Here is a 22742-nt window from a genome sequence, read left to right on the forward strand (position 1 = left end):
TTAAATCTGGTCCCGGTAAGCTTCCGGCAAATACGGCCTCAGCAGCGCTTCCTGCTCTTTTGTGATTTCCGGCGCCCGGTAGGCCTCAATTCTCTCCCGCACCTTTTTGCCCACATTTTCCTTCAGTCCGGCCCGGCCCTTATTCTGCCAGTCGTTGGCGTCCGCCTTGTTCAGGTACTGGGTGAGATAAAATTCCTCACGGTACATTTTCGGCGTTCTGCCCGACAGGAAACTGCCCCTTGGCCCGGTTTTCTCAATTTCTTTAAAGCAGATTTTCTTATCGGTTACGTCAATGCCCCGGTGAATCCGTTCGGCATAGGCAAAGATTTCCTCGTCCATCAGCATTTTTTCAAAGCTGACGATATTGTATGTCCCCAGACAGCCTGTGCTGTGAAGGATCATATCCGGCTCTGCCTCCACGGTCGCCTCTGTCATCATCATGGATTCCATGCCTGCCTGGAAATCGAGGTCCTTGGCGTCGCTGATGGCGCCGCCGGCCCGGAAGGGCACATGATAATAATCGGCCAGAGCCGCTGTGCCGTAAATCATCAGCGCGGCCTCTGGATTTCCCATGCTCAGCTGAATGGTTCTCAAATCCGTTGAGCCGGACACATTGGCGTAAATCATCGGTGTTCCGGGCTTTAAGAGCTGGGTAAAAACAAAACCCGCCAGAATCTCCGCATTCACCATGGTCAGAATCGAGGCGATTGACGGCGGAGCTGTTAAAACCGGCATCACACAGGATGCCAGCCAGACTCCTTGATTTTCGCTGCAGGTACCGATGATCCGCTCAATGGGGGCATGGTCATAGCAGAGCGGTGAAAGGGGATTGATCCCCACCGAGGCCAGACATTTGTCCTCAACGCCCTCAAACCGCTTCATCAGGCGGATACCCCCGGCCATGGCCTCCCGCAGGCTGCCCTTTTCCGCCGAGGTGTCCGGAATGGCAAAGGGGAAGGGTTTGTTGGAATATTTCATGAGCATCGCCAGGTAAGAATAGCGCTTTACATCATCGGAGAAGCCTTCCGTTTCTGTAAAAAAATTAACGTGGTTGCAGTCGAGCAGCGGACTGGTATCAATGAGCTTAAACAGGTCGATAATATCCTGATTGAGTATCTTGCGGATATTGCCGTGATCTTCGATAAAAGCCGGACAGCCCACCGGCAGCTTGACCATGCTGCCGCCGCCGACCGCCACAGTTCCCCTGCCAGAGTACAGCGTAAAGGTCTCCGGAACCGTCGACAAAGCCGCGCGCACATCCTTCTCACCCATATAGACAACATCACCCTCGACCCGGATGCCGTGTCTCCTGAAAATTTCCAGAGCTTCCTCATGCTCGAACTTAACCCCGACGTTTTCAAGAATACGAATGGTATTCTCATGAATTAATTCAACGTCCTCTTTTGCAATAAACTGTTCATATTTTTTCATCTTATTCCTCCCAAATGCAGCAGCATTAAATCTTGATCTTTAGTAAATGCAATTTTTATGCCAAAAATATACCGTAAATAATGGGACTTACCGCTTTAAAACACCGTAATTTTATTTTTTTACTTGGTTTTTCTTTTATTTTTGTTCAAAATATTGACATTGTCATAAAAAGCAACAAATCTAAAAACTCTGTTTTTAACGAAAATTTAACTATATAGAGAAAGGCTGTCCAAAATAATGACGCTTCTTAAAATTTTATTTTAAAAACAGCCGCAAGGGATAATATTTATCTTTAAAATCAAAAAAACACTTGCTTAAATTAGAGTAAATATTTGTCCACTCCAATGGATTTCGTTGACATTTCCTCTTGATAAGCGTATGATTATTTTAAAAGAACATATGTTTTAAAAAGAAAGTTTATTCGAAAGGTGGGAGTCTATGTCATTATTAGAAAAAGACGACACGGTTATCAGCTTAAAGGCCGAGCTGACCATTATCCAGGAGGAGATTATCCGTCTTGCTCAGCTAGAAGAAAAATGGCTGCGTTTGTCTGAAAAAACACCCTATACCAGGGTCGAAAGAAAAAAACAAATCCTCAAACAGCTAACGCTTATCCGCGAGGCTATTGATGAACAGCGCCGCCAGGAGCGTTTACTTGAAAAAAGCCTTAAAATTATTCTTGAGGCCATCCCCAAGCTTAAAAACATTCAGAAAAAAGTATTTTACATGCAGCGCTATACCGGAAAATCGCTGGTACAGATCGCCGAGGAGCTCGAGTATGACTATGATTATATCCGCCATGTCGCTGCAAAAGCAAATCAGGTGATGAAACGTCCGATCAGATAATCAAATGCTCCCACTCGCCCCAAAGAGCCGAAAGGCTCTTTTCTTTTAGCCAAACGCAGCACAAAGTGCGCACAGCCAGCCTGCAGACACAGTGCTATAATGTTCTTATCGAAAGCATAGCTGTTATCGCGATACAACAACATCAGTAGCCTTCGATAGAAAGGTGGTGATAATCGGAATGAACTTAAAGATTCGATTAAAGAACAAAGCCTTCTGGATTGCCTGTATCGGCCTGATCGTTTTGATCCTGCAGTACGCTCAGGGATTTATCTCAACGGATTTTAACGTGCCTTTAATCGAAAAGATTTTAAACGCAGTTGTCATCTGTGCCGTTGCAATGGGCGTGATTGTCGATCCGACAACCCCCAGCATCAGCGATTCAGAACAGGTATTAAAAAAGAAAGACAAAAGGAAGGAGGTAAAAAATAATGGAGATGACCTTAACACAGGTTCAGGAAGCCCTTAAGCTCTGCAACTACGCGCCGGGGACGGTCGATGGCTATGATGGCCCCGAAACCCAGGCGGCGGTGAGACGGGCCCAGGAAGGCTATGGCATCGAGGCTGACGGCATTGCCGGTCCGGTGACAAAAGACCATCTGTCCGGGCAGGTACGCGGCATACAGGCGCAGTTAAACGCAAAAGGCTGCGGCTGCCCGGTGGATGGTCTTCCAGGCCCCTTAACCGATGCGGCCGTCAAAGCATTGCAGGTCGATTTTGGACTCGCAGCAGACGGCATCGTCGGCTATAACACTGAAGCCGCCCTGTTTGACTATGCCGCAGGCGATCCGGCGCCGGCTTTTGATCCACAGGAACAGGTAACCGAGCATTTTAATATGCAGGAGTTTAAATGTGAGTGCGGCGGCAAATACTGCGATGGGTTTCCAGTCCCGATGAACCGGACGCTCATCGAAAAACTGGAGCAGGTTCGGAGAGACCTGGGGATTCCCCTGGTCGTTACCTCTGGCGTAAGGTGTGAAATCCTCAACGCAGAAGTCGGCGGCGTGCCGGATTCCTACCATAAACTGGGACGGGCAGCGGATATTGCCGTCTATGCCGCCAATGGCTATACCGTCGATGCGGTGGCAGACGCGGGTGAGTGGTATGGCCTGAAGACCATCCGCTATTATGACAGAAGCTTTGTGCATTTTCAGTGGAATGATTAAAAACACACAAACTGCACACAGACAAAGAAGAGAAACTCGGCTAAAATAGTATTATAAAAGCGCCCGACGCTGCATAAGGCCAAAAACTAAAGCAGAGGACCGGTCCTTCTTAAACCGGCAGGTGCACATTGCCGGTTTACTAAAAAACAAATAAAAAAAGAAAGAAGGATTTATATTATGGATCAAAAAGTATTAATGACGCAGAAATGGTTAAATGCAACCTATAAAAATTTAAATGGTTATATCTCATGTACAGAAGATGGTCAAACAGGGAATGGCACGGTGGCATCTTTAATTTCAGCTCTGCAAATTGAAATTGGCGTCTCTACACCAACCGGTGAGTTTGGCCCAATGACCGCAGAGCTTTGTCCAACCGTCCAAAGTGGCGCGAAAGGCCATATTGTCAATATTATTCAGGGCGGGTTGTGGTGTAAGGGGTTCTCTTCCCAAGATCTGACTCAGGATTTTGACAATACTACCGTTTCTGGTGTAAACCAATTTAAAATGGCAGCTGGTCTTACCGCTGACGGGAAAGTGGATGCAAAAACTATGAAAGGCTTATTATCCACAGATGCTGTCGTTTTAATTTCAGGCGGTGACAGCCGCATTCGAGCCATTCAGCAGGCACTTAACAATAAATACAGTGCTTACTTCTGGATGGACTTGAATATCTGTCCTTGTGATGGGGTCTATGGCAGAAACACCTGCAACGCGCTGCTCTATGCATTTCAGAAAGAAGTAGGCATTGATGCGCCAAACGGTGTATTCGGCCCTGGCACAGCACAAGGCGCGAATGACCATAACGTTGCGTTAAACAGCAAACAGACCGCTTTAGTTTACCTGCTTCAATATATGCTCTATGTCAATGGATTTAACCCAGGCTCTTTTAATGGTATTTTTGATACCAGTGTTGAAAATGCTGTGATCAATTTCCAGAGCCTCATGGCACTGGAGGCCGATGGCTGGGTTGGATTGTCAACCTGGGCGGCTCTGCTGATCAGCAAGGGAAATGTAGATCGCAGCTGCAATGCCTGTGATTGTACAGACCGCATCACAAACCAGCGTGCTCAGTATCTAAAAAGTATTGGGATTAACTATGTTGGAAGATATATTACAGGTTATTGGGCTGTATCCATTTCAGAAATCAGTTTAATTCTGGAAGCTGGAATGAAGTTTGTTCCTATCTTTGAACGATCCGGGAATGATTTATCCGGGAACATGGATGTTACCGATGCGAGCTACTTTACCCATGAACAGGGACGACAGGACGCTTTATATGCTGCATCAACGGCCCAAGAGTTAGGTCTTCCCGAGAATACAACAATTTACTTTGCTGTCGATTTTGATGCTTATGATTTTGAGGTAGACAGCAATATTCTCGAATATTTCAGAGCACTTTCAGTATATTTACTCCATTACAATGTGGGAATTTATGGACCGCGTAATGTCTGCACTCGAGTCTCAAATGCAGGTTATGCCCAAACAAGCTATGTCGCGGATATGTCAACAGGCTTTTCAGGTAATATTGGTGTACGTATTCCAAGTAATTGGGCCTTTGATCAATTTTATGAAACAAGCTATGGCTCTGGTGATTCGCAAATTAATATTGATAAGGTAATGGCTTCAGGACAGGATACCGGGGTTTCATCTCTTACTATACCCAATGTCGCTAAAGGACTTTGTAATGAAATGCTTAAAATTCTACACATTGATCCAAGTATTGGCTGGAATTGGAATCAGAAAACCACTATTCCTGGGCCGTTCATTGATATTGAATACAAGTTCGGTCTGAGTGGTTCATTTACGCCAATGGTAGACACCAGTACCATTCCTTCAAGTGATAAAGCCACAATTACTATTAACAACGGCGAATTTGAAAAAGGAGACATTACTACCGCAGAAAAAATTTTAGATACTTTAACAGCGACCAATAAAGCTATCATCAATGCTTCTGGAGGTATTCAAACATCCGTTGCTTTTGCCAACAGTATTAATCATGGTACGCTTACCATTTCATTTTCAACCGTTGATGGATTCCCAACATTTAATATTCAGGTAAAACAGTTAGTCTACAGTACATCCGTTGAAAACAGAAATGTTTATTTCGAAATTTCCTTTAAAATGAAAGGACAACCGGATTATCAACAGGATCTTGATAATATTGTTGCAAATCATAGAGCACTTTTATATACAGGTGGGATTGTTTTAGCGATAATACTTCTGATAGCCGCTGTTCCAACGGGCGGTCTTACTGCATCTACTGGTGCAGCTTTAATGATTGCTGTCCTGCTGGCCATCAATACATATAATAACTAATAAACGTCTCATAAAAAGCTCTCTTTTAAAGGGAGCTTTCTTCTGATATAATATAAAAAATATAGGGAGGTCACCATGGAAGCGCTATACATAAACGAGCCGCACTACACCAAGGCGGATACTGAAGAACTTCTGAAAAAAAATACCCTGGGTTTATCCAAAGACATGACAAACATAAAAATCATGGGAGTGCTTATCGCCGGAATGGAAATAATCATTTTTCTTTTAAGCGGATTTAAAATTGATCTGATTTCACTCATCGGCTTAGCTGCACTGAGCCTTGTAGCACTCATTGAACTTTATGCATGCAACTATGACCGTTTTATCTTTTTTATGACAAAGCTAAAGGGCGCCAGACTAAGAAAAGTGAATAACGTTGAAGACGAACCCCCTGTATTTTTATTTTATGAAGATTACGCTGACTGTACTTTTATGAAGCATTTGGACTACAGCGAGCTCACTAATTTTAAAGAGGATGATCTTCATTTTGTTTTTTACTGCAAAAATATTTATTTTGTACTTCAAAAGAATGCTTTCACAAAGGGAACACCCGAAAATTTTAAAGAATTTTTTCTGAGTAAAACGGGCAGCACGCTTTAAGAATAGGCCTGCAAACTTTTTCTACTCCCAGGCCAGCTCCCTGAGCACCTGCATATAGAGTCCTTTATCCCATCTGGGCTCCTCATCAAATTGAAGATACTCCTCGTGGCCGCCGGATTGCCGGTAACCGCGGTAGCCGGCCTGAACTGCCATGCAGAAGCGCTGGAGACAGGTGGTCTCCAGGTAATCCAGATCACCGAAGCACACGCCCTCAAACTGCTCCTGCATAAAGGTCAGCAGCTCATCGTCTGAAATCAGGTCGTCGCATTCGTTTTTATACAGGAAGAAAATATCCTGCAGCCGCTTGAGGGTCTCGACATAATTATCCTGCCAGATATACTGGGAATCGCAAAAAAGGTGGATGATCTTTTTGGTGACGCAGGGGCCGATCTCCACACGCTGGTGTTTCTTAAGGCTTTCATTTCGGGCTTCCATCACTGCCAGCGCCTGCTCACCGGACAGGGTAAGTCCAAAGTGTTCGCTCTCCCCATTGCAGGCTGCCACTGCTTTTGTGTCCTCCACCAGCTGTACTTCTGCCGCTGTTTTCATAAGATCCATCATTTCCAGACACTTCCTTTCTCATGTAAAGTATCCTCTATTGTACGCTCATTTTCTGGAAATAAACAGTCTTGTAGTGGAAAATTTAATGGGGTATAATAGAGGTAGAGGGAAGTGTTTGTCCCAATTAAAAAGTTCCAGCCGGGTTTCGGCTGGAACTTTTTTTCATGTCTTGTTTAAGGATACCGCGATCCGCGACTGGTTGAGGGCTTTGTAGAACTTAGCCTCATTCTGCATAAAGACGGACAGGTATAGAATGTCCACAATCACCAGCTGGACGATTCTGGATGCCATGGCTTCGGAGTGGTACTTTTTGTCATTGGTGGAGCTGGATAAAAACACGTCGGACTTCTTGGCAAGGCTGGAATTGCTGAAGCTGGTCAGCGATATGATCTTCGCGCCGTTTTCCTTTGCCAGGCTGACCGCATTTAACACCTCCACGCTTTCACCTGTATGTGATACCACAAACAGCACGTCCTCTGGGGTCATATGCGAGCAGTGGATGTTCATCAGGTGTGAATCCTGAAAGCCGTTGACATTCAGACCGATTTTCCCAAACTTGTGCAGCGCGTCAATGGCGACGGCTGAGGACGCGCCGATGCCAAAAAACGTCACGCGCCTCGCGTCCAGTATCATCTCAGCGCACTGATCAATATCCTCCTGGTCAATGGAATACTCGAGATCACTGACTGCCGTATTGGTATGCTTAATCACCTTGCGCTTGATATCCGAGGTGCTGTCGCCCTCGGCTATTTCCTCGTTGATGGTCTCGCTGGGGCTGTCAATCAGCTCTTTGGCCAGATTTACCCGAAAAATCTGATAGGAATCATAATCCAGTTTCTTAAGAAACCGCATAACGGTGGTCTCACTGGTGCTGCAGTTATTGGCCAGCTCTGTAATGGACAAAAGAATGGTGGCATCCGGATTATCCAGTATGTAGTCCGCAATGGTCTTCTGCGTTTTAGAGAGCAGATTGTATTTTGTTCGTATATCACTTAATAAAGAAGCCATAAGATTTCTCCCTTTTTCCTCTTTTTGACTTAATTATACTTCATAACTCTCCGAAAGTAAAACACTCTTTCGTTAATAATTTACGATTGCTATGTTGACATCGTCAAAAAATGATGTTATAATTCGTTTATAATTTACGAATTGTAAATAGCAAGCGTAAATTTAAAACCATTTTTATGAAATAAATATTATCAGAGGAGGCAAAGATTAAAAATGAAAGCAGTAAGAATGTATAAGCCTGGGGACTTGAGAGTTGAGGATGTTCCAAAACCGGAAATGATGGACGATGAAGCGATGGTGAAGGTTCGCGCTGTTGGTCTTTGCGGTTCAGATATTCCCAGAGCCCTTGTCTATGGCGCTCATGTTTCTCCGATTACCATCGGACATGAATTCTCCGGTGAAATCGAAGCGGTTGGTAAAAATGTGAAGAACTTTAAGCCCGGAGACCGGGTGGTAGTTCCGCCGCTCATCCCATGTGGAAAATGCGAATGGTGCCAGAAGGGGATTTACTCCTTATGCGAGGATTATGATTACTATGGTTCCAGACGTGACGGCGCGCTCGCCGAGTATGTATCTGTCAAGGAATCCAATCTTTTAAAGGTTCCTGAGGGCGTATCCTACGAGGACGCCGCGACGCTTGACCCCTGCGCAAACGCCTATCACGGACTCATGCGCGGCAATTTTGAAGCGGACGACAGCGTTTGTGTCTGCGGCACCGGCCCCATCGGCCTGTTCGCCGCGCAGTACGCAAAGCTCTGCGGGGCCTCTCAGGTCATTGCGGTTGACGTCTGGGACGAAAAGCTGGACATCGCCAAAAAGGTGGGCGCAGATGTGGTCATCAATTCCTTAAACGAAGATCCAGTGGAAGCGGTTAAAAAGGCCACTGGCGGCAAGGGCGCCAACCTGGTCATTGACTTCTCCGGCGTTCCCGCAGCTCAGAAGCAGTGTATTCTCATGGCTTCAAAAATGGGCCGTGTTGTCTTCCTCGGAATTTCCCATAAAGGCTTAGACTTAAGCGAAAAAGAAGTGGATACCATCATGCGAAGCCAGCTGAGCGTCATCGGCTCATGGAACTCCTTTACCAAACCTTATCCCGGCGAGGACTGGACGGAATCCTTGAAAATGTTCGGCGAACGCGGAATGACCGCCAGGGATATCATCAGCCACCGCCTGCCGCTGGACGACTGTCCGGGTATCTTCGACAAGATTAAGGAAGGCGGCTTCTTCTACAACAAGGTGATGTTCTACCCCTGGGGACAGGAATAATCGAAAGGAACTGAAGTGATGCAGGCATTCGTACTTAATGAAAACAGAGCGCTTGAGGTTCGGGACGTTCCCGAGCCTCAGGGCAGTGACGATAACATCATCGTCAAGGTAAAATCCGCTTCCATCTGCGGCACAGACATGCGGACTTTTTTAAAGGGAAATGACAAAATTGACGTGCCGCGCGTCCTGGGCCATGAATGTGCCGGCGATATCGTCCATGCCGGCAGTCTCGCGCAGGCCCACGGCTACCATGTTGGGGACCGTGTGACCGTGGCTCCGGCCATCGGCTGCGGCGAGTGCTGGCCATGCAGAACCGGACACACCAACATGTGTGACCACCTGACCACCATCGGTTTCCAGTATGAGGGTGTGTTCGCGCCTTACCTGGAGGTTCCGGCCCAGGCCATCCGAATGAACAATGTCATCAAGCTGCCCGACAACATCGAATATGACGACGCCACCCTGATCGAACCGGCCGCCTGCGCCTTAAACGGCCAGCGCTACATGCACATCGAGCCCGGCGATTTCGTGGTTGTCTACGGCAGCGGCATGATCGGCTGTATCCATGCCGAGCTTGCCTTCCAGAAGGGCGCGGCAAAGGTCATTATTGTGGAACCGGTTGAGAAACGCGGAAAGATCGCCATGGAAAAGGTTCCGGGCGTGATCTGGGTGAATCCTTTTACGCAGGATACTGTGGCAGAGGTTGAGCGCATCACCGAGGGCCGCGGCGCCAACGTGGTCATCACCGCGACCTCTGTGCCTTCCGTCCATACAGAGGCTCAGGTCATCGCCGCGAAGATGGGGCGTATCTCCCTGTTCGGCGGGCTTCCCGGTGAGAGCAAGGGCTACATCGACTCGAATCTGATCCATTACAAGGAGCTTCAGGTCTGCGGTGTGCACGCCACCACACCGGACTGCATGCGCGAGATCATGCAGCTCATGGAAACGGGAAAGCTGGACGCGAAAAAATACATTGAGCGCTCCATAAAGCTGGAAAACATCATGGACGGCTTCACCGCAATCCGCGACGAAAACATCATGAAGGTTGTTGTTCATCCATAAACTAAAAACAGGAGATCATCTATGAATTACCCAAAAATATACCTGGTCCTGGATAACTGCTTTGCCATCAAGCGCTGGGTGGAACCGGAAACCTGGGGACCGCTCATTAAGGAGCTGGGCTTTGACTATATCGAGGCCAGCTTTGACAACGAGGCCGACTTTTTCTATTCACCCCAGTGGTACCTCGACGAATGGTTCGACCGTGTAAAGGCTGTGGAAGCTGAACAGAATATCCGGGTTGCCAGCTTTTTTACCGGCTACCAGACCTACCGGACGGCCGGCCTCGCCCATCCAAATGCAAAAATGGCCCGCCATCTGCTGGAGGGCTGGGTAGAACCCGCCATAAAAAGACTGGGCGCACGGGGCTCCGGCATTGGTTTTTCCCTTCACGCTTACCCTGACAAGGTGTTGCAGGACCCGGACCTCTACCGGGAAGAAACAGAAAAGGTTTCGGAAATTATGTCCGAAATCGGCAAAATCGCAAAGGATAACGGCAATATTCCCGTCTGCGTTGAGGCCATGTACGCCCCGCACCAGACCCCCTGGACCATCGAGGGCACAAAGCGCTTTCTCCGGAATATTTACAGCATTGACCATCATCCCATCTACACCACAGTTGATTTAGGGCACATGGTCGGCCAGGTACGTTTCCGGAAGCCCGGCCGCGGCGAGATCCGCCAGAGCATTGAAGCCGCTGTAAAAGGCGGTGCCTTCACCGAACCCTGGCTGGGCGGCGACACCACCTACGCGATCTGGGAGAAGGCAGTCCAAAACAAAGACACCAGCGACGCGGCCCTGAACGCCATCGAAGCCGACATGGCGCGCTACCCGTACCTCTTCTCCTTTGATCCGGCTGACTCTGACCCTTACGCCTGGCTTGAACAGCTGGCCTGCTATTCCCCCATCATGCACATGCAGCAGACCAATGGCGTTACCTCCTCCCACGCGGCCTTTACAAAGGACAACAACACAGCGGGCATCATCGACGGCGCCAGGCTCCTGAAGGCCATCGCGAAATCCTATGAAACCGAGGACACGGCCATGCCGCCAAAGGCTGAGTCCATCTGTCTGAGCTTTGAGATTTTCGCGTCCAACGCTGAACATCCAAGAGAAATCAAAAAGAAATTAAAGGAAACCTGCGCGTACTGGCGCCAGTTTATTCCAAAGGATGGCATGCCGCTCAATGAGCTCATTGATTTACTGAAATAAAGACGACAAGAATGAATGAATGAAGGAGTATACAAATGAACAAACAAGAAATTTTAGGCCACATTGACCACACACTTTTAAAAGCATTCTCAACCTGGGATCAGATCAAAGCCCTCTGCGACGACGCGGTGGAATATAAAACCGCCTCTGTCTGTATTCCCCCTTCCTTTGTAAAAAAAGCGAAGGAAACCTACGGCGATGCCCTGAATGTCTGCACGGTCATCGGTTTTCCTCTGGGCTATAACACGACTGCCGTCAAGGCTTTTGAAGTCAAGGACGCCATTGCCAACGGTGCGTCCGAGGTGGATATGGTCATCAATATCGGCGCTTTAAAGGACAAGGATTACGACTATGTTCAGAATGAAATCGCTGAACTGAAAAAGGCCGCCGGCGACAACATTTTAAAGGTCATCGTTGAGACCTGCTACCTGACCGAAGAAGAAAAGGCCAAGGTCTGCGAGCTGGTGACAAACGCGGGCGCAGACTACATCAAAACCTCCACCGGATTTGGAACAGGCGGCGCGACCATTGAGGACATCAACCTCTTCAGAGAACATATCGGGCCGGCTGTCAAAATGAAAGCCTCCGGCGGCGTAAAAACCGTCGAAGACCTCGAAATGTTCTTAGACGCAGGCTGTGACCGCATCGGTACCAGCTCAGCCATCGGACTTTTGAAAGAAAGCTAGGCCAGGTGAAAAAAATGTATGATCTTGTGATCATCGGCGCCGGCGTCACCGGCTGCTGCATTGCGCGTGAAATATCAAAATACGAAGTAAACGCATGTGTCATCGAAAAAGGGGACGACGTCGCTTCGGGAACCTCAAAGGCCAACACGGGTGTTATCCACACCGGCCTTGAGGCCGACCCGGGCTCTCTGATGGCCAAATTATGCGTCGAAGGTAATCGATTAATGTGGGAGCTCTCTGAGGAGCTGGATTTTCCAGTCAAGAAAAACGGAAAATTCATTGTCTGTACCCATGAGGAAGACCTGCCCAAGCTGCAGGAGCAGCTGGACCACGCCAACCAGAACGGCGTCCCGGGCTGCCGCATCGTGCCAAGGGATGAAGTCCTGAAGCTTGAACCCAACCTCACCGAAAGAACCGTGGCCGCGCTCTACGCGCCCACCGGCGGGGTGATCTGTCCCTTTAACCTCGCCATCGCCATGGGCGAAAACGCCAATGTCAACGGCGTGGAATTCAAATTTGAAACCGAAGCCCTCGACATTGTCAAAACCGACGGCTTCTACACCATTAAGACCAACCGGGGCGATATCCAGACAAAGGCCATCGCCAACGCTGCCGGCGTCTATGCCGACAAATTCCACAACATGGTCAGTGAGAAGAAAATTCACATCACCCCCAGAAAGGGCGAGTACATTTTCTTTGACAAATCACTGGGAACCATCTTTAACGCGACGGTTGTGCCGCTGCCCGGCAAAATGGGCAAGGGCATCGCCGCTTCTCAGACCATCCACGGCAACTTCTTTGTGGGGCCGACCGCATCCGACGTGGACGACAAGGAATCCTTCCAGACCACGCAGGAGGTCCTGGACTCCTTGAAAGCCATCGCCGCTTCACCTGATTTTCTGCATAAAAACCCACTGCCACTGAACAAAATCATCACCTCCTTTGTGGGGCTGCGGGCACACGAGGACCATCACGAGTTCATTGTCGAGGAAGTCGCGGACGCTGAAAACTTCTTTGACGCCGCCGGCATCGAGTCGCCGGGGCTTACCAGCTCGCCGGCCATTGGCGTTATGCTTTCCGGGATCATCGCGGATAAAATGCAGTTGAAAAAGAAAACGAACTTCATCGCAAAGCGAAAGGGCGTCTTAAAATTCGACAGCCTGTCCAATGAAAAAAAAATCGCACTGATCAAGGAAAAGCCTGAATACGGCAACATTGTCTGCCGCTGTGAGATGGTCACCGAGGGTGAGATCATGGACGCCATCAACCGTCCCATCGGCGCAAAATCCATGGATTCTGTCAAGCGCAGAACCCGTGCGGGCATGGGTCGCTGCCAGGCAGGCTTCTGCACGCCGCGCACCATGGAGATCCTTGCCCGGGAGCTGGGCGTTGAGATGACGGACATCACCAAAAAAGGCGGTGCCTCACAGCTTCTGGTCAGCTGTGACAAAGAAATCGGACAGAAATGAGAGGTTGATTATGAAGTCATATGAAATAGTCATCATCGGCGGAGGGCCGGCCGGACTTGCGGCGGCCATCTCCGCCAGAAAAGAAGGCGCCGGCGATATCTTGATCGTGGAGCGGGACCGGAGGCTCGGCGGCATTTTAAACCAGTGCATCCACAACGGCTTTGGCCTGCACACCTTCAAGGAAGAGCTGACCGGCCCCGAGTACGCCCAGCGTTTCATCGACGAGGTGGTTGATTCCGGAATCGAGTACAAGCTGAACACCATGGTGGTGGACATCACAGAAGACAAAGTGATCACCATCATGAACAGCACCGACGGTCTGGTTCAGCTTCAGGCAAAGGCCATTGTGCTGGCCATGGGCTGCCGGGAGCGCCCCAGAGGCGCGCTGAACATACCGGGCTGCCGCCCGGCCGGCATTTACAGCGCCGGCACGGCCCAGCGGTTTGTCAATATCGAGGGGTTTATGCCCGGCCGCGAAATCGTTATTCTGGGCTCTGGAGACATCGGCCTGATCATGGCGCGGCGCCTGACCCTGGAAGGGGCAACGGTAAAGGTTGTCGCCGAGATCATGCCATATTCCGGCGGCCTCAAGCGCAACATTGTCCAGTGCCTGGACGATTACGGCATTCCGCTCAAACTGAGCCATACCGTTGTGAACATCAAGGGCCAGGAACGGGTGGAGGGCGTCACCATCGCCCAGGTCGATGAAAACATGAAGCCCATTCCCGGGACCGAGGAGGATTACACCTGCGACACACTTCTCTTATCCGTGGGCCTCATCCCTGAAAATGAGCTGTCCAGCCAGATCAACGTAGACCTTGACCGTAAAACAAACGGACCGGTGGTCAACGAGAGCTTTGAGACCAATATCCCGGGCGTTTTTGCCTGCGGCAATGTGCTCCATGTCCACGACCTGGTCGACTACGTTTCTGAAGAAGCCGCCTGCGCAGGAAAATGCGCGGCGGAATATGTCCGGCAGCCGCAGAAAGCCGTACAGGGGCCTGTCATCGAGCTGGTCACCGGGCAGGGCGTCAGCTACACGGTGCCCAAAACCATTTACCTGAGCCGCATGGGCGAAACCCTCAAGGTCCGCTTCCGCGTCAGCGGTGTCTACGAAAACAGCTTCATTTCCGTTTACTTTGGCGACAAACGTGTCAAGCACCGCAAAAAAAGAATTGTCACACCAGGCGAAATGGAAGAAATCGAACTCATCAGGCAGGAGCTCCAGGCTGAACCGGACTTAAAACAGATTCTGATTAAAATCGAGGAGGCCTAAGCATATGGAAAAACAAATTACCTGTATCGGCTGCCCGCTCGGCTGTGCCGTCACGGTCACCATGGAACAGGGGGAAATCACAGACATTACCGGGTACACCTGCAAGCGCGGCGAAAAGTACGCGCGTAAAGAGGTCACGCACCCGACACGGATCGTCACCTCCATTGTCAAGGTCAACGGCGGGGACATCCAGATGGTATCCGTCAAGACAGAATCCGACATACCAAAGGATAAAATATTCGACTGCATGGAGGCCATGCGTGAAATCGTTGTAACCGCACCGGTAAAAATAGGGGATATTATTGTACCGGATGTCTGCGGCACAGGTGTCAATGTGATTGCCACCAAAAATATCGACAAAAAAGCTTGCTAGCATAACACACAATTGATCGAGTAAATTTAAATTAATTTAAAATAAGGGGTAAAATCATGAAAGAAAAAAAATATGTAGTAGGTATCGACTTAGGAACCACCAGCGCAAGAACCGTTGTGTTTGACTTTGACGGCAATGAAATCGGCTCAGGCCAGATCATGAACCCGCTGACCTATCCGGCTCCCGGACGGCAGGAATGTGACGGCGATGAGCTCATCAAGCACTTATACCGCACCACCCGCCTTGCCATTGACAACAGCGGCGTTGACCCTGAAGAAATCGCGGCCATCAGCACAGACGTGTTCCGCTGCACCGTGGCTCTGCGCGACGAAAATGGCGGCTTCACCATGCCCATCATTATCTGGCAGGACATGCGCAGCGCTGAGATGATCCCTGAGGTTGAGCGCAAGCTCGTGGCGGCAGGCTTATCTGCCGATGAGCTGTACGACCGCTGCGGCATGCCCCTGGGCGGCGTCAACCCCCAGAGCAACCTTCAGTGGATTCTGAAAAACATGCCCGAAGCCTATGAAAAGGCAGCCACCATCCACACCATGATGGGGCTCGTCACCAAGGCCTACGGCGCGGACGATTATTACGATGACATCAACGATACCCCCTGGGTACAGCTCAACGGTCCGGACTTCCAGTACGACCCACAGATCTGCGCCGCCCTGGGTATTGATATTCATAAAATGGCGCCGCTGCGCCAGCCGGGCACCATCATCGGCAAGGTAACCGCTGAGGTTGCCGCGAGAACGGGCCTGGCCGAAGGCACCCCCATCGTCATGGGTACCGGCGACCAGCAGTCCGGCTGTCTGGGCTGCGGCTGCGTGCGCGAGGGCGTCGGCTATGCCTGCGGCGGTACTGCCGGTATCGTGGCCGGCAAGTCCTTTAACCTGCTGCGCGACCCGTCCAGAAGATGCTACGTTTTAGGCACACCCGACGGCGCATGGGTTATGGAAGGGGTTGCCAACGCTTCGGGCTCTGCCTTCAAATGGTTTAAAGAACAGTTCTGCGACGTTGAACAGCTCGCCGCCGAATCCCTCGACATCAGTGTTTACGACTTCCTGACCTCTGTGGCCACCAAGTCGAACCCTGGGGCAAACGGCCTGTTCTTCCTGCCTTACTTCGCCGGCGCGGTTACGCCAAACCAGAACCCCAACGCCCGCGGTACCTATATCGGTATGACAGTGGGCCACACCAAGGAAGACTTTATCCGCGCGACCATGGAGGGTGTCAATTACGATATCCGCGACATGCTGGACGCCATGGTTGACGGCGGCGCTCCGGACTTTGACATGGTGCGCCTGACCGGCGGTATCTTCCGCTCAGAGCTCTGGTGCCAGATGCAGGCCGATATCTTCAACCGCTCCTGCGAGGTTGTCGCTGTGGAAGAAGCCACAGCCCTCGGCTGCGCCATGGTCGCCGCTGTCGGCGTCGGCATCTTCAAGGATTTTGAGGAAGCTGAAAAGCGCATGGTTAAAATCCGCCGGCGCTATGAACCGAATCCGGAAAACGTAAAACGCTACGAGGACGCCTTCCGTACCTGGCAGCAGGTTTACAAATCCCTGTCCACCGGCGCCTTTGACCAGGTGGTCGCTTTCCAGGATAAATACCGCTAAACCCTCCCGAATATCATTGATCAAACTTATCTCCTGTCTTTTGAGAGCAGCCGCAAGGCTGCTCTTATTTATTTCTCAGGTCTTGTTCAGCGCCACCGCGATGCGGGACTTGTTCATCTCTTCAAAATACACATCCTCATTCTGCATAAAGGTCGCGATATAGAGAATATCAATGATGGTCAGCTGCACAATCCGCGAGGCCATGGCCTCAGAATGATATTTTTTATCATTGGTCGAGCTCAGCAGGTAAAGATCCGACAGCTTCGCCAGGCTTGAGTTGGCGTAGCTGGTCAGGCTGATAATTTTAGTGCCATTTTTCCGGGCAATGGAGACTGCGTTCAAAACCTCCTGGCTCTCTCCGGTGTGCGAAACCGCTATGAAAAGATCATCCGGTGTCGAATGCGCGCAGATAATATTCATCTGGTGCGGGTCGGGATGGCTGCACACATTGATACCGATGTTGCCGAATTTATGCAGCGCGTCCTGGGAGATGGACGCAGAAGCGCCCACCCCGAAAAAGAGAACGCGCTTGGCCGCTGCCAGAAACTCAAGAAACTCGGCGATGGTTTCCTCACTCAAGGTCTGCTCCAGGTCATTGATGGCCGTGACATTGTGCTTGATGACCTTTTTCTTAATGGTGGCTAGGCCATCCTCCTCACTCAGCTCTTCATTGAGGGTTTCTCCGGGCTTTTCCGTCAGTTCCTTTGCCAGGTTGATGCGGAAAACCTGGTAGGAATCGTATTCCAGCTTTTTAAGCAGCCGCATGACCGTTGTCTCACTGGTATCGCCCTTTCCGGCCAGCTCTGTGATGGACAGCAGCGTCACCTTCTCCGGTTCACATAGGATATAATCCGCCAGCCGTTTCTGTGCTTTTGAAAAAGTATTGTATTTTATTCTGATATCTGATAAAAGAGATTTCAAGGTATCCTTTACCTCCATTCTATATTTTATTAATCTTTTTATTATTTTTATAAGATTGATTATACTTTATAATTTTGCTTTTGTAAAACGATAAAAAACGCAAAAAATTAATTAACAGAAAATTTTTTACGCTTTTTGTTGACAACCTCAAAAAATCATGCTAGAATAAGTTCAAAATTTACGGTAAATAATTTACTTTAGTAAATAATAAACCGTAAATAACTTGAACAAACTTTTTCATTTAAGGAGGATTATGATGAAAGCAGTACGTATGTATAAACCCGGGGATTTAAGAGTCGAAGACGTGCCAAAACCAGAAATGATGGCCGACGAAGCCATGGTAAAGGTGAAAGCGGTCGGCCTCTGCGGTTCCGATATTCCGAGAGCGCTGGTCTACGGGGCGCATGTTTCTCCCATTACCATCGGCCATGAGTTTTCCGGTGAAATCGAAGCGGTGGGCAAGGATGTCAAAAATTTCAAACCCGGCGACCGCGTTGTGGTGCCGCCGCTCATTCCATGCGGCGAATGTGAATGGTGCCAGAAGGGGATTTACTCCTTATGCGAAGATTATGACTACTATGGTTCAAGACGTGACGGCGCGCTGGCCGAATACGTATCTGTCAAAGAATCCAACCTCTTAAAGGTTCCGGACAAGGTTTCCTTTGAGGACGCCGCAACCCTTGATCCCTGTGCAAACGCCTACCACGGCCTGACGCGCGGCAGCTTTAAAGCAGGCGACAGCGTCTGTGTTGTGGGTACTGGCCCCATCGGCTTATTTGCGGCGCAGTACGCCAAATTATACGGCGCTTCAAAGGTGATCGCCGTGGACGTCTGGGATGAAAAGCTGGACATCGCCAAAAAGGTGGGCGCAGACGTAGTCATCAACTCCACCAAGGAGGACGCAGTGGAAGCGGTTCATCAGGCGACGGATGGCAAGGGGGCCAATATCGTCATTGACTTTTCCGGTGCGCCGGTCGCGCAGAAGCAGTGTATCTTAATGGCCAGCAAGATGGGCCGTGTGGTTTTCCTGGGCATTTCTCACAAAGGCCTGGATTTAAGCGAAAAAGAAGTGGACACCATCATGCGAAGCCAGCTGAGCGTTATCGGCTCATGGAACTCCTTCACCAAGCCCTATCCAGGTGAAGACTGGACCGAATCCTTAAAGGGCTTTGACGAAAAGGGCATGACCGCCAAAGATATCATCAGCCACCGTCTGCCACTGGACGATGCGCCCGCTGTACTCGGCGAAATTGCCAAGGGCGGCTACTTCTACAATAAAGTTATGTTCTATCCTGACGGTTATGACGGGGATTTTGACACAGTTTAATACCATCTGTTTTTAAAATAAATCTATAGGGAATTTAAGAGGAGAATCATTATGTACGAAGCTCAATATTTTATGGGAGTCGACACTGGAACACAGAGTGTGCGTGTCGTTGTTGCAGATATCAGCGGAAATATCGTCGCCAGTGACGAACAGGTTTATGAAACCTATTATCCGCAGCCCGGCTGGGCTGAACAGAAGCCCGCGGACTGGTGGAGCTGTTTTAACAAAGCGGTTGAAAATGTGACCAAAAGCTTGTCAATGGGTATCCGCTACAGCATCAAATCCGTCAGTGTCTGCTCAACCTCATCCACGGTTCTGGCCGTCGATGAGCAGGGGAATCCGATGATGGACGCCATCATGTGGATGGATACCCGCGCGGTTAAGGAAATGGAAAAAATCAACGCCACTGCCGATCCGGTGCTGGAATACTGCGGCGGGGAAGACTCCGTTGAATGGATGATCCCCAAAACACTCTGGATCAAAAACAACAAGCCGGAAATCTACAAGGACAGCTACAAGATCATCGAGCAGCTGGACTGGATGAACTATCAGCTCTGCGGCACCTTTGCCACCTCCATCTGCCAGGCTGCCTGCAAATGGAATTATGTATCCTGCGAGGGCGGCTGGAACGGCGAATTTTTCAAAAAAATTGGCCTGGAGGATTACGAGGAAAAGCTCGTCACTGATGTCCGGCGTCTCGGCGAAGAACTGGGGAAAATCGACCCGGCCTTCGCGGAAAAATATGACTTGAATCCAGATATGACCGTCGTACAGGGGGGCATCGACGCCCACATCGGCATGCTGGGCCTGGGCGTTGCAAGACCGGGAAAAATGGCCATGATCATGGGCACCAGCTTTGTGCAGCTCGCCTTTGCCAATGCCGATGAAAAGCTGAAGCTGGACGGCATCTGGGGGCCTTACAACGAACCGGTTGTGCCAAACGCGTGGCTGCTGGAGGGTGGTCAGATTTCTGCCGGCTCCATTGTCAAATGGTTCATGCGTGAGTTTGACCTGAACAAAATGGAAAACCCCTATGCTTTCATGAATGAACAGGTCGAAAAAATCGCGCCCGGCTCAGACGGCCTGGTGGCTCTGGATTTCTTCCAGGGAAACCGCACGCCCTACAAAGATCCAAACGCAAAGGGCGTTATCTACGGCCTTACCTTAAGCCACACCAAGGCGCACATCTACCGCGCTTTACTGGAATCCGTTGCCCTGGGCACAAAAAACATCATTGACAACTTTGAAAAACAGGGCTGTCCGGTGGATATGGTTGTTGGCTGCGGCGGCGTCACCAAGGACGCCACCTGGATGCAGATCATTGCAGACGCTACAGGCAAGCCCATCATCGTTACCGTTGACCCGAGCGCCGGCGCCCTGGGCTGTACCATCGTTGCCGCTGTGGGCGCAAAGGCCTACCCGGATTTCGAGCAGGCCACCAAGGGTATGGTTAAGGAAGCCTACACCGTTACCCCAAACCCGGACGTCTACGACGATTACCAGAAGGTATTCGATACCTATGTTGAATTATATGAAGAACTAAAAGGCACCATGTCTAAAGAAAGATAGAGGAACTGACAAAATGAACCATCAGGAAATTTTAAGCCACATTGACCACACCTTACTAAAACCCTTTTCTACCTGGGAGCAGATCGCAGAAATCTGTAACGACGCCATCGAAAACAAAACCGCGTCAGTCTGTATCCCGCCCTCCTTTGTAAAACCCGTTAAAGAAGCCTACGGCGACCAGCTGACCATCTGCACCGTCATCGGCTTTCCGCTCGGCTATAACACCACCGCCACCAAGGTTTTTGAAGCAAAAGAAGCTGTAAAGGAAGGCGCGGCCGAGATCGATATGGTCATCAACATCGGCGCTTTAAAGGACGGCAAATACGACCTTGTCCAAAATGAAATCGCAGAAATCAAAAAAGCCGTGGGGGATAATATCCTGAAAGTGATCGTTGAAACCTGCTTCCTGACCGAGGAAGAAAAAATTGCAATCTGCGAGCTGGTCACTGCCGCGGGCGCAGATTTTATCAAAACCTCCACCGGCTTCGGTACCGCCGGCGCCACCAGAGAGGATATCCGCCTGTTCAAGGAACACATTGGTCCAAACGTGAAAATGAAAGCCGCAGGCGGCGTAAAAACCAAGGAAGACCTGGTTGACTTCCTGAAGCTCGGCTGCGAGCGCATCGGCACCAGCTCAGCGGTCTCCATGCTCAAGGGCGGGGAAGCTCAGGGGTATTAAAAAAAGAAAAACTTCAGGCATCAAAAGCCCCGCTTTTCACAAGCGGGGCTTTTGTATCTAAGTGGTTTAAGTTGGGTGTATTAACGAGTTGGTTTATTTTTTAATGAGGATTTATTCAACCAGTCCTTCTAGCCCTTCCATGGAGATATTTTCGGTCAGGGTTTTCTGGACTTCGTTGTTTTTGATGTAGAGGACCGCCGGCACTTCGGAGATGCCCAAACGTCTGGCGATGCCGTCGGATTTATAGATGTCCACATTGGTGACGTGGAGATCGGCCGCGTGCTTTTCCTGGAAGGCTTCAACCGTGGTCATGAGCTCGCGGCATTTGGGGTCTACCGCGTTCCAAACATAAACGACGGAGGGTTCGCCATTGTTGAGTACCTGGTTTTCAAAGACTTCCAGCTCGGAGATATATTTTTCTGCGCCGTAGCCGGCAATGGCACCGTCGCCTACGGCGGTGGCAACCTGTTTTAAGAATTTGTCGCGGACATCGCCTGCGGCCAGAACGCCGGGCACCTTGGTTTCCATACGTTCGTTGGTAATGAGGTAGCCGCCGCGGTTCATGTCCAGGATATCCTTAAACCATTCGGTATTGGGCAGATAGCCGATAAAGAGGAAGCAGGTATCCACCTTGACGGGGATAGATTCCTGGGTTTTGATATTTTTCAGCACAACGGTATCCAGGTGCCCGTCACCCTCAAAGCGTTCGGCCACGGTATTCCAGATAAATTCCATCTTGGGATTTTCAAGCGCCTGGGCCTTGGCGATCTCGTTGCAGTCCATTTTGCCTTCCTCATGCATGACGGAAACGATGACCTTATCCGCAAACTTGGTCAGGAAGGTGCCTTCCTCGATGGCGGCGTCGCCGCTGCCGATGACCATGACCGTCTTGCCGGTGTTGGCGGCCGCGTCGCAGGTCGCGCAGAAGGAGATTCCCTTATCGTAGAGATATTTATCTTCATTTTCAGCGCCGGTCAGCCGCGGCTTTCCGCCGGTAGCCACAATGACCACCTTGGCCTCAAAGCGGTTTCTGAAGGTTTCGACTACCTTGGTTTCACCGGAGAAATCCACGGAGCGCACATCGGTCAGCTTGAACTTCACACCGAATTTTTTGGCCTGCTCGTGGAACAAGTCCATGAGGCCCAGGCCGCTCGCGCCTTCGGGGAACCCGGGATAGTTTTCAATTTCACTGGTATAGGTTGCCAGGCCGCCCACCAGGGCTTTTTCGATCAGCAAGGTTTTGAGCCGGGCGCGCCCGCAGTAGATCCCCGCGGTCAGGCCAGCGGCACCGCCGCCGATTATTACAACATCATATTGCTCTGTTTTCTTATTCATTCCATACTCCTAATTGTTTGCAG

General features: G+C 50.0%; 21 protein-coding genes. 16 read left to right on the forward strand and 5 right to left on the reverse strand.

Going from position 1 to position 22742, the window contains the following annotated elements:
* Positions 1-1431, reverse strand: coding sequence for a trimethylamine methyltransferase family protein (locus I2B62_RS13415; RefSeq protein WP_195269585.1), 1431 nt, complete (start codon positions 1429-1431; stop codon positions 1-3).
* 438 nt (positions 1432-1869) lie between these two features.
* On the opposite strand from I2B62_RS13415, the gene I2B62_RS13420 reads away from it, so the two are divergent.
* From I2B62_RS13420 to I2B62_RS13440, 5 genes are all read left to right on the forward strand, one after another.
* Complete coding sequence (locus tag I2B62_RS13420) at positions 1870-2277, forward strand: hypothetical protein (RefSeq protein ID WP_195269586.1); 408 nt, start codon at positions 1870-1872, stop codon at positions 2275-2277.
* Between the two features lie 178 nt (positions 2278-2455).
* Positions 2456-2743, forward strand: a complete 288-nt coding sequence (locus tag I2B62_RS13425) for a phage holin (RefSeq protein ID WP_195269587.1) — start codon at positions 2456-2458, stop codon at positions 2741-2743.
* Entirely contained in the window at positions 2706-3440 is a 735-nt protein-coding gene (locus I2B62_RS13430) for a peptidoglycan-binding protein (RefSeq protein WP_195269588.1), read from the forward strand. The genes I2B62_RS13425 and I2B62_RS13430 overlap by 38 nt, the downstream gene beginning before the upstream one ends.
* A gap of 177 nt (positions 3441-3617) precedes the next feature.
* Positions 3618-5756 carry a glycoside hydrolase domain-containing protein gene (locus I2B62_RS13435; RefSeq protein ID WP_195269589.1) on the forward strand — a complete coding sequence of 713 codons (2139 nt, stop codon included), beginning with the start codon at positions 3618-3620 and terminating at the stop codon, positions 5754-5756.
* Between the two features lie 75 nt (positions 5757-5831).
* Positions 5832-6356: a YcxB family protein gene (locus tag I2B62_RS13440; protein WP_195269590.1), complete on the forward strand. Its 525-nt coding sequence runs from the start codon at positions 5832-5834 to the stop codon at positions 6354-6356.
* Between the two features lie 21 nt (positions 6357-6377).
* On the opposite strand, the gene I2B62_RS13445 is transcribed toward I2B62_RS13440, so the two are convergent.
* Together I2B62_RS13445 and I2B62_RS13450 are read right to left on the reverse strand one after the other, a co-directional pair.
* A complete protein-coding gene (locus I2B62_RS13445) occupies positions 6378-6917 on the reverse strand; it encodes a DUF6323 family protein (RefSeq protein ID WP_195269591.1) in 540 nt (179 codons plus the stop codon).
* A 162-nt stretch (positions 6918-7079) separates the two neighbouring features.
* Entirely contained in the window at positions 7080-7925 is an 846-nt protein-coding gene (locus I2B62_RS13450; RefSeq protein ID WP_195269592.1) for a MurR/RpiR family transcriptional regulator, read from the reverse strand.
* 213 nt (positions 7926-8138) lie between these two features.
* On the opposite strand from I2B62_RS13450, the gene I2B62_RS13455 reads away from it, so the two are divergent.
* Genes I2B62_RS13455 through I2B62_RS13490 form a run of 8 tightly spaced genes read left to right on the forward strand, consistent with a single transcriptional unit; the run spans position 8139 to position 16888 of the window.
* Positions 8139-9191 carry a galactitol-1-phosphate 5-dehydrogenase gene (locus tag I2B62_RS13455; RefSeq protein ID WP_195269593.1) on the forward strand — a complete coding sequence of 351 codons (1053 nt, stop codon included), beginning with the start codon at positions 8139-8141 and terminating at the stop codon, positions 9189-9191.
* Between the two features lie 18 nt (positions 9192-9209).
* A complete protein-coding gene (locus I2B62_RS13460) occupies positions 9210-10253 on the forward strand; it encodes an alcohol dehydrogenase catalytic domain-containing protein (protein WP_195269594.1) in 1044 nt (347 codons plus the stop codon).
* A gap of 21 nt (positions 10254-10274) precedes the next feature.
* Positions 10275-11462: a TIM barrel protein gene (locus I2B62_RS13465; protein ID WP_195269595.1), complete on the forward strand. Its 1188-nt coding sequence runs from the start codon at positions 10275-10277 to the stop codon at positions 11460-11462.
* Positions 11463-11497: 35 nt separating this feature from the next.
* The gene (gene deoC / locus I2B62_RS13470) at positions 11498-12148 is read left to right on the forward strand and encodes a deoxyribose-phosphate aldolase (RefSeq protein WP_195269596.1); all 651 of its coding nucleotides are present in this window, start codon (positions 11498-11500) and stop codon (positions 12146-12148) included.
* Between the two features lie 14 nt (positions 12149-12162).
* Positions 12163-13617 carry an NAD(P)/FAD-dependent oxidoreductase gene (locus I2B62_RS13475; RefSeq protein WP_195269597.1) on the forward strand — a complete coding sequence of 485 codons (1455 nt, stop codon included), beginning with the start codon at positions 12163-12165 and terminating at the stop codon, positions 13615-13617.
* 10 nt (positions 13618-13627) lie between these two features.
* Positions 13628-14893, forward strand: coding sequence for an FAD-dependent oxidoreductase (locus I2B62_RS13480; protein ID WP_195269598.1), 1266 nt, complete (start codon positions 13628-13630; stop codon positions 14891-14893).
* A 4-nt stretch (positions 14894-14897) separates the two neighbouring features.
* Positions 14898-15266: a DUF1667 domain-containing protein gene (locus I2B62_RS13485; protein ID WP_195269599.1), complete on the forward strand. Its 369-nt coding sequence runs from the start codon at positions 14898-14900 to the stop codon at positions 15264-15266.
* A 56-nt stretch (positions 15267-15322) separates the two neighbouring features.
* Positions 15323-16888, forward strand: a complete 1566-nt coding sequence (locus I2B62_RS13490) for an FGGY family carbohydrate kinase (RefSeq protein WP_195269600.1) — start codon at positions 15323-15325, stop codon at positions 16886-16888.
* Between the two features lie 75 nt (positions 16889-16963).
* Here I2B62_RS13490 and I2B62_RS13495 read toward each other — a convergent pair whose 3' ends face one another.
* Positions 16964-17809 (reverse strand): MurR/RpiR family transcriptional regulator, encoded by an 846-nt coding sequence (locus I2B62_RS13495; protein WP_243259531.1) that lies wholly within the window; start codon positions 17807-17809, stop codon positions 16964-16966.
* Between the two features lie 253 nt (positions 17810-18062).
* On the opposite strand from I2B62_RS13495, the gene I2B62_RS13500 reads away from it, so the two are divergent.
* The 3 genes from I2B62_RS13500 to deoC (I2B62_RS13510) are packed head-to-tail and all read left to right on the forward strand — an operon-like array spanning position 18063 to position 21384.
* Positions 18063-19136 carry a galactitol-1-phosphate 5-dehydrogenase gene (locus I2B62_RS13500; RefSeq protein WP_347707823.1) on the forward strand — a complete coding sequence of 358 codons (1074 nt, stop codon included), beginning with the start codon at positions 18063-18065 and terminating at the stop codon, positions 19134-19136.
* 51 nt (positions 19137-19187) lie between these two features.
* Positions 19188-20705 (forward strand): FGGY-family carbohydrate kinase, encoded by a 1518-nt coding sequence (locus tag I2B62_RS13505; protein WP_195269603.1) that lies wholly within the window; start codon positions 19188-19190, stop codon positions 20703-20705.
* 13 nt (positions 20706-20718) lie between these two features.
* Complete coding sequence (deoC, locus tag I2B62_RS13510; protein WP_195269604.1) at positions 20719-21384, forward strand: deoxyribose-phosphate aldolase; 666 nt, start codon at positions 20719-20721, stop codon at positions 21382-21384.
* Positions 21385-21495: 111 nt separating this feature from the next.
* On the opposite strand, the gene I2B62_RS13515 is transcribed toward deoC (I2B62_RS13510), so the two are convergent.
* Entirely contained in the window at positions 21496-22719 is a 1224-nt protein-coding gene (locus tag I2B62_RS13515; RefSeq protein ID WP_195269605.1) for an FAD-dependent oxidoreductase, read from the reverse strand.
* Between the last annotated feature and the right edge of the window lie 23 nt (positions 22720-22742).

The sequence above is a fragment of the Eubacterium sp. 1001713B170207_170306_E7 genome (assembly GCF_015547515.1).
Lineage (GTDB): Bacteria > Bacillota > Clostridia > Eubacteriales > Eubacteriaceae > Eubacterium.

Bases quoted from the DNA above. Each gene is read 5' to 3' on its own strand.
- I2B62_RS13415 (WP_195269585.1), bottom strand. From the start codon at position 1,431: ATGAAAAAATATGAACAGTTTATTGCAAAAGAGGACGTTGAATTAATT.
- I2B62_RS13420 (WP_195269586.1), top strand. From the start codon at position 1,870: ATGTCATTATTAGAAAAAGACGACACGGTTATCAGCTTAAAGGCCGAG.
- I2B62_RS13425 (WP_195269587.1), top strand. From the start codon at position 2,456: ATGAACTTAAAGATTCGATTAAAGAACAAAGCCTTCTGGATTGCCTGT.
- I2B62_RS13430 (WP_195269588.1), top strand. From the start codon at position 2,706: ATGGAGATGACCTTAACACAGGTTCAGGAAGCCCTTAAGCTCTGCAAC.
- I2B62_RS13435 (WP_195269589.1), top strand. From the start codon at position 3,618: ATGGATCAAAAAGTATTAATGACGCAGAAATGGTTAAATGCAACCTAT.
- I2B62_RS13440 (WP_195269590.1), top strand. From the start codon at position 5,832: ATGGAAGCGCTATACATAAACGAGCCGCACTACACCAAGGCGGATACT.
- I2B62_RS13445 (WP_195269591.1), bottom strand. From the start codon at position 6,917: ATGATGGATCTTATGAAAACAGCGGCAGAAGTACAGCTGGTGGAGGAC.
- I2B62_RS13450 (WP_195269592.1), bottom strand. From the start codon at position 7,925: ATGGCTTCTTTATTAAGTGATATACGAACAAAATACAATCTGCTCTCT.
- I2B62_RS13455 (WP_195269593.1), top strand. From the start codon at position 8,139: ATGAAAGCAGTAAGAATGTATAAGCCTGGGGACTTGAGAGTTGAGGAT.
- I2B62_RS13460 (WP_195269594.1), top strand. From the start codon at position 9,210: ATGCAGGCATTCGTACTTAATGAAAACAGAGCGCTTGAGGTTCGGGAC.
- I2B62_RS13465 (WP_195269595.1), top strand. From the start codon at position 10,275: ATGAATTACCCAAAAATATACCTGGTCCTGGATAACTGCTTTGCCATC.
- deoC (WP_195269596.1), top strand. From the start codon at position 11,498: ATGAACAAACAAGAAATTTTAGGCCACATTGACCACACACTTTTAAAA.
- I2B62_RS13475 (WP_195269597.1), top strand. From the start codon at position 12,163: ATGTATGATCTTGTGATCATCGGCGCCGGCGTCACCGGCTGCTGCATT.
- I2B62_RS13480 (WP_195269598.1), top strand. From the start codon at position 13,628: ATGAAGTCATATGAAATAGTCATCATCGGCGGAGGGCCGGCCGGACTT.
- I2B62_RS13485 (WP_195269599.1), top strand. From the start codon at position 14,898: ATGGAAAAACAAATTACCTGTATCGGCTGCCCGCTCGGCTGTGCCGTC.
- I2B62_RS13490 (WP_195269600.1), top strand. From the start codon at position 15,323: ATGAAAGAAAAAAAATATGTAGTAGGTATCGACTTAGGAACCACCAGC.
- I2B62_RS13500 (WP_347707823.1), top strand. From the start codon at position 18,063: ATGATGAAAGCAGTACGTATGTATAAACCCGGGGATTTAAGAGTCGAA.
- I2B62_RS13505 (WP_195269603.1), top strand. From the start codon at position 19,188: ATGTACGAAGCTCAATATTTTATGGGAGTCGACACTGGAACACAGAGT.
- deoC (WP_195269604.1), top strand. From the start codon at position 20,719: ATGAACCATCAGGAAATTTTAAGCCACATTGACCACACCTTACTAAAA.
- I2B62_RS13515 (WP_195269605.1), bottom strand. From the start codon at position 22,719: ATGAATAAGAAAACAGAGCAATATGATGTTGTAATAATCGGCGGCGGT.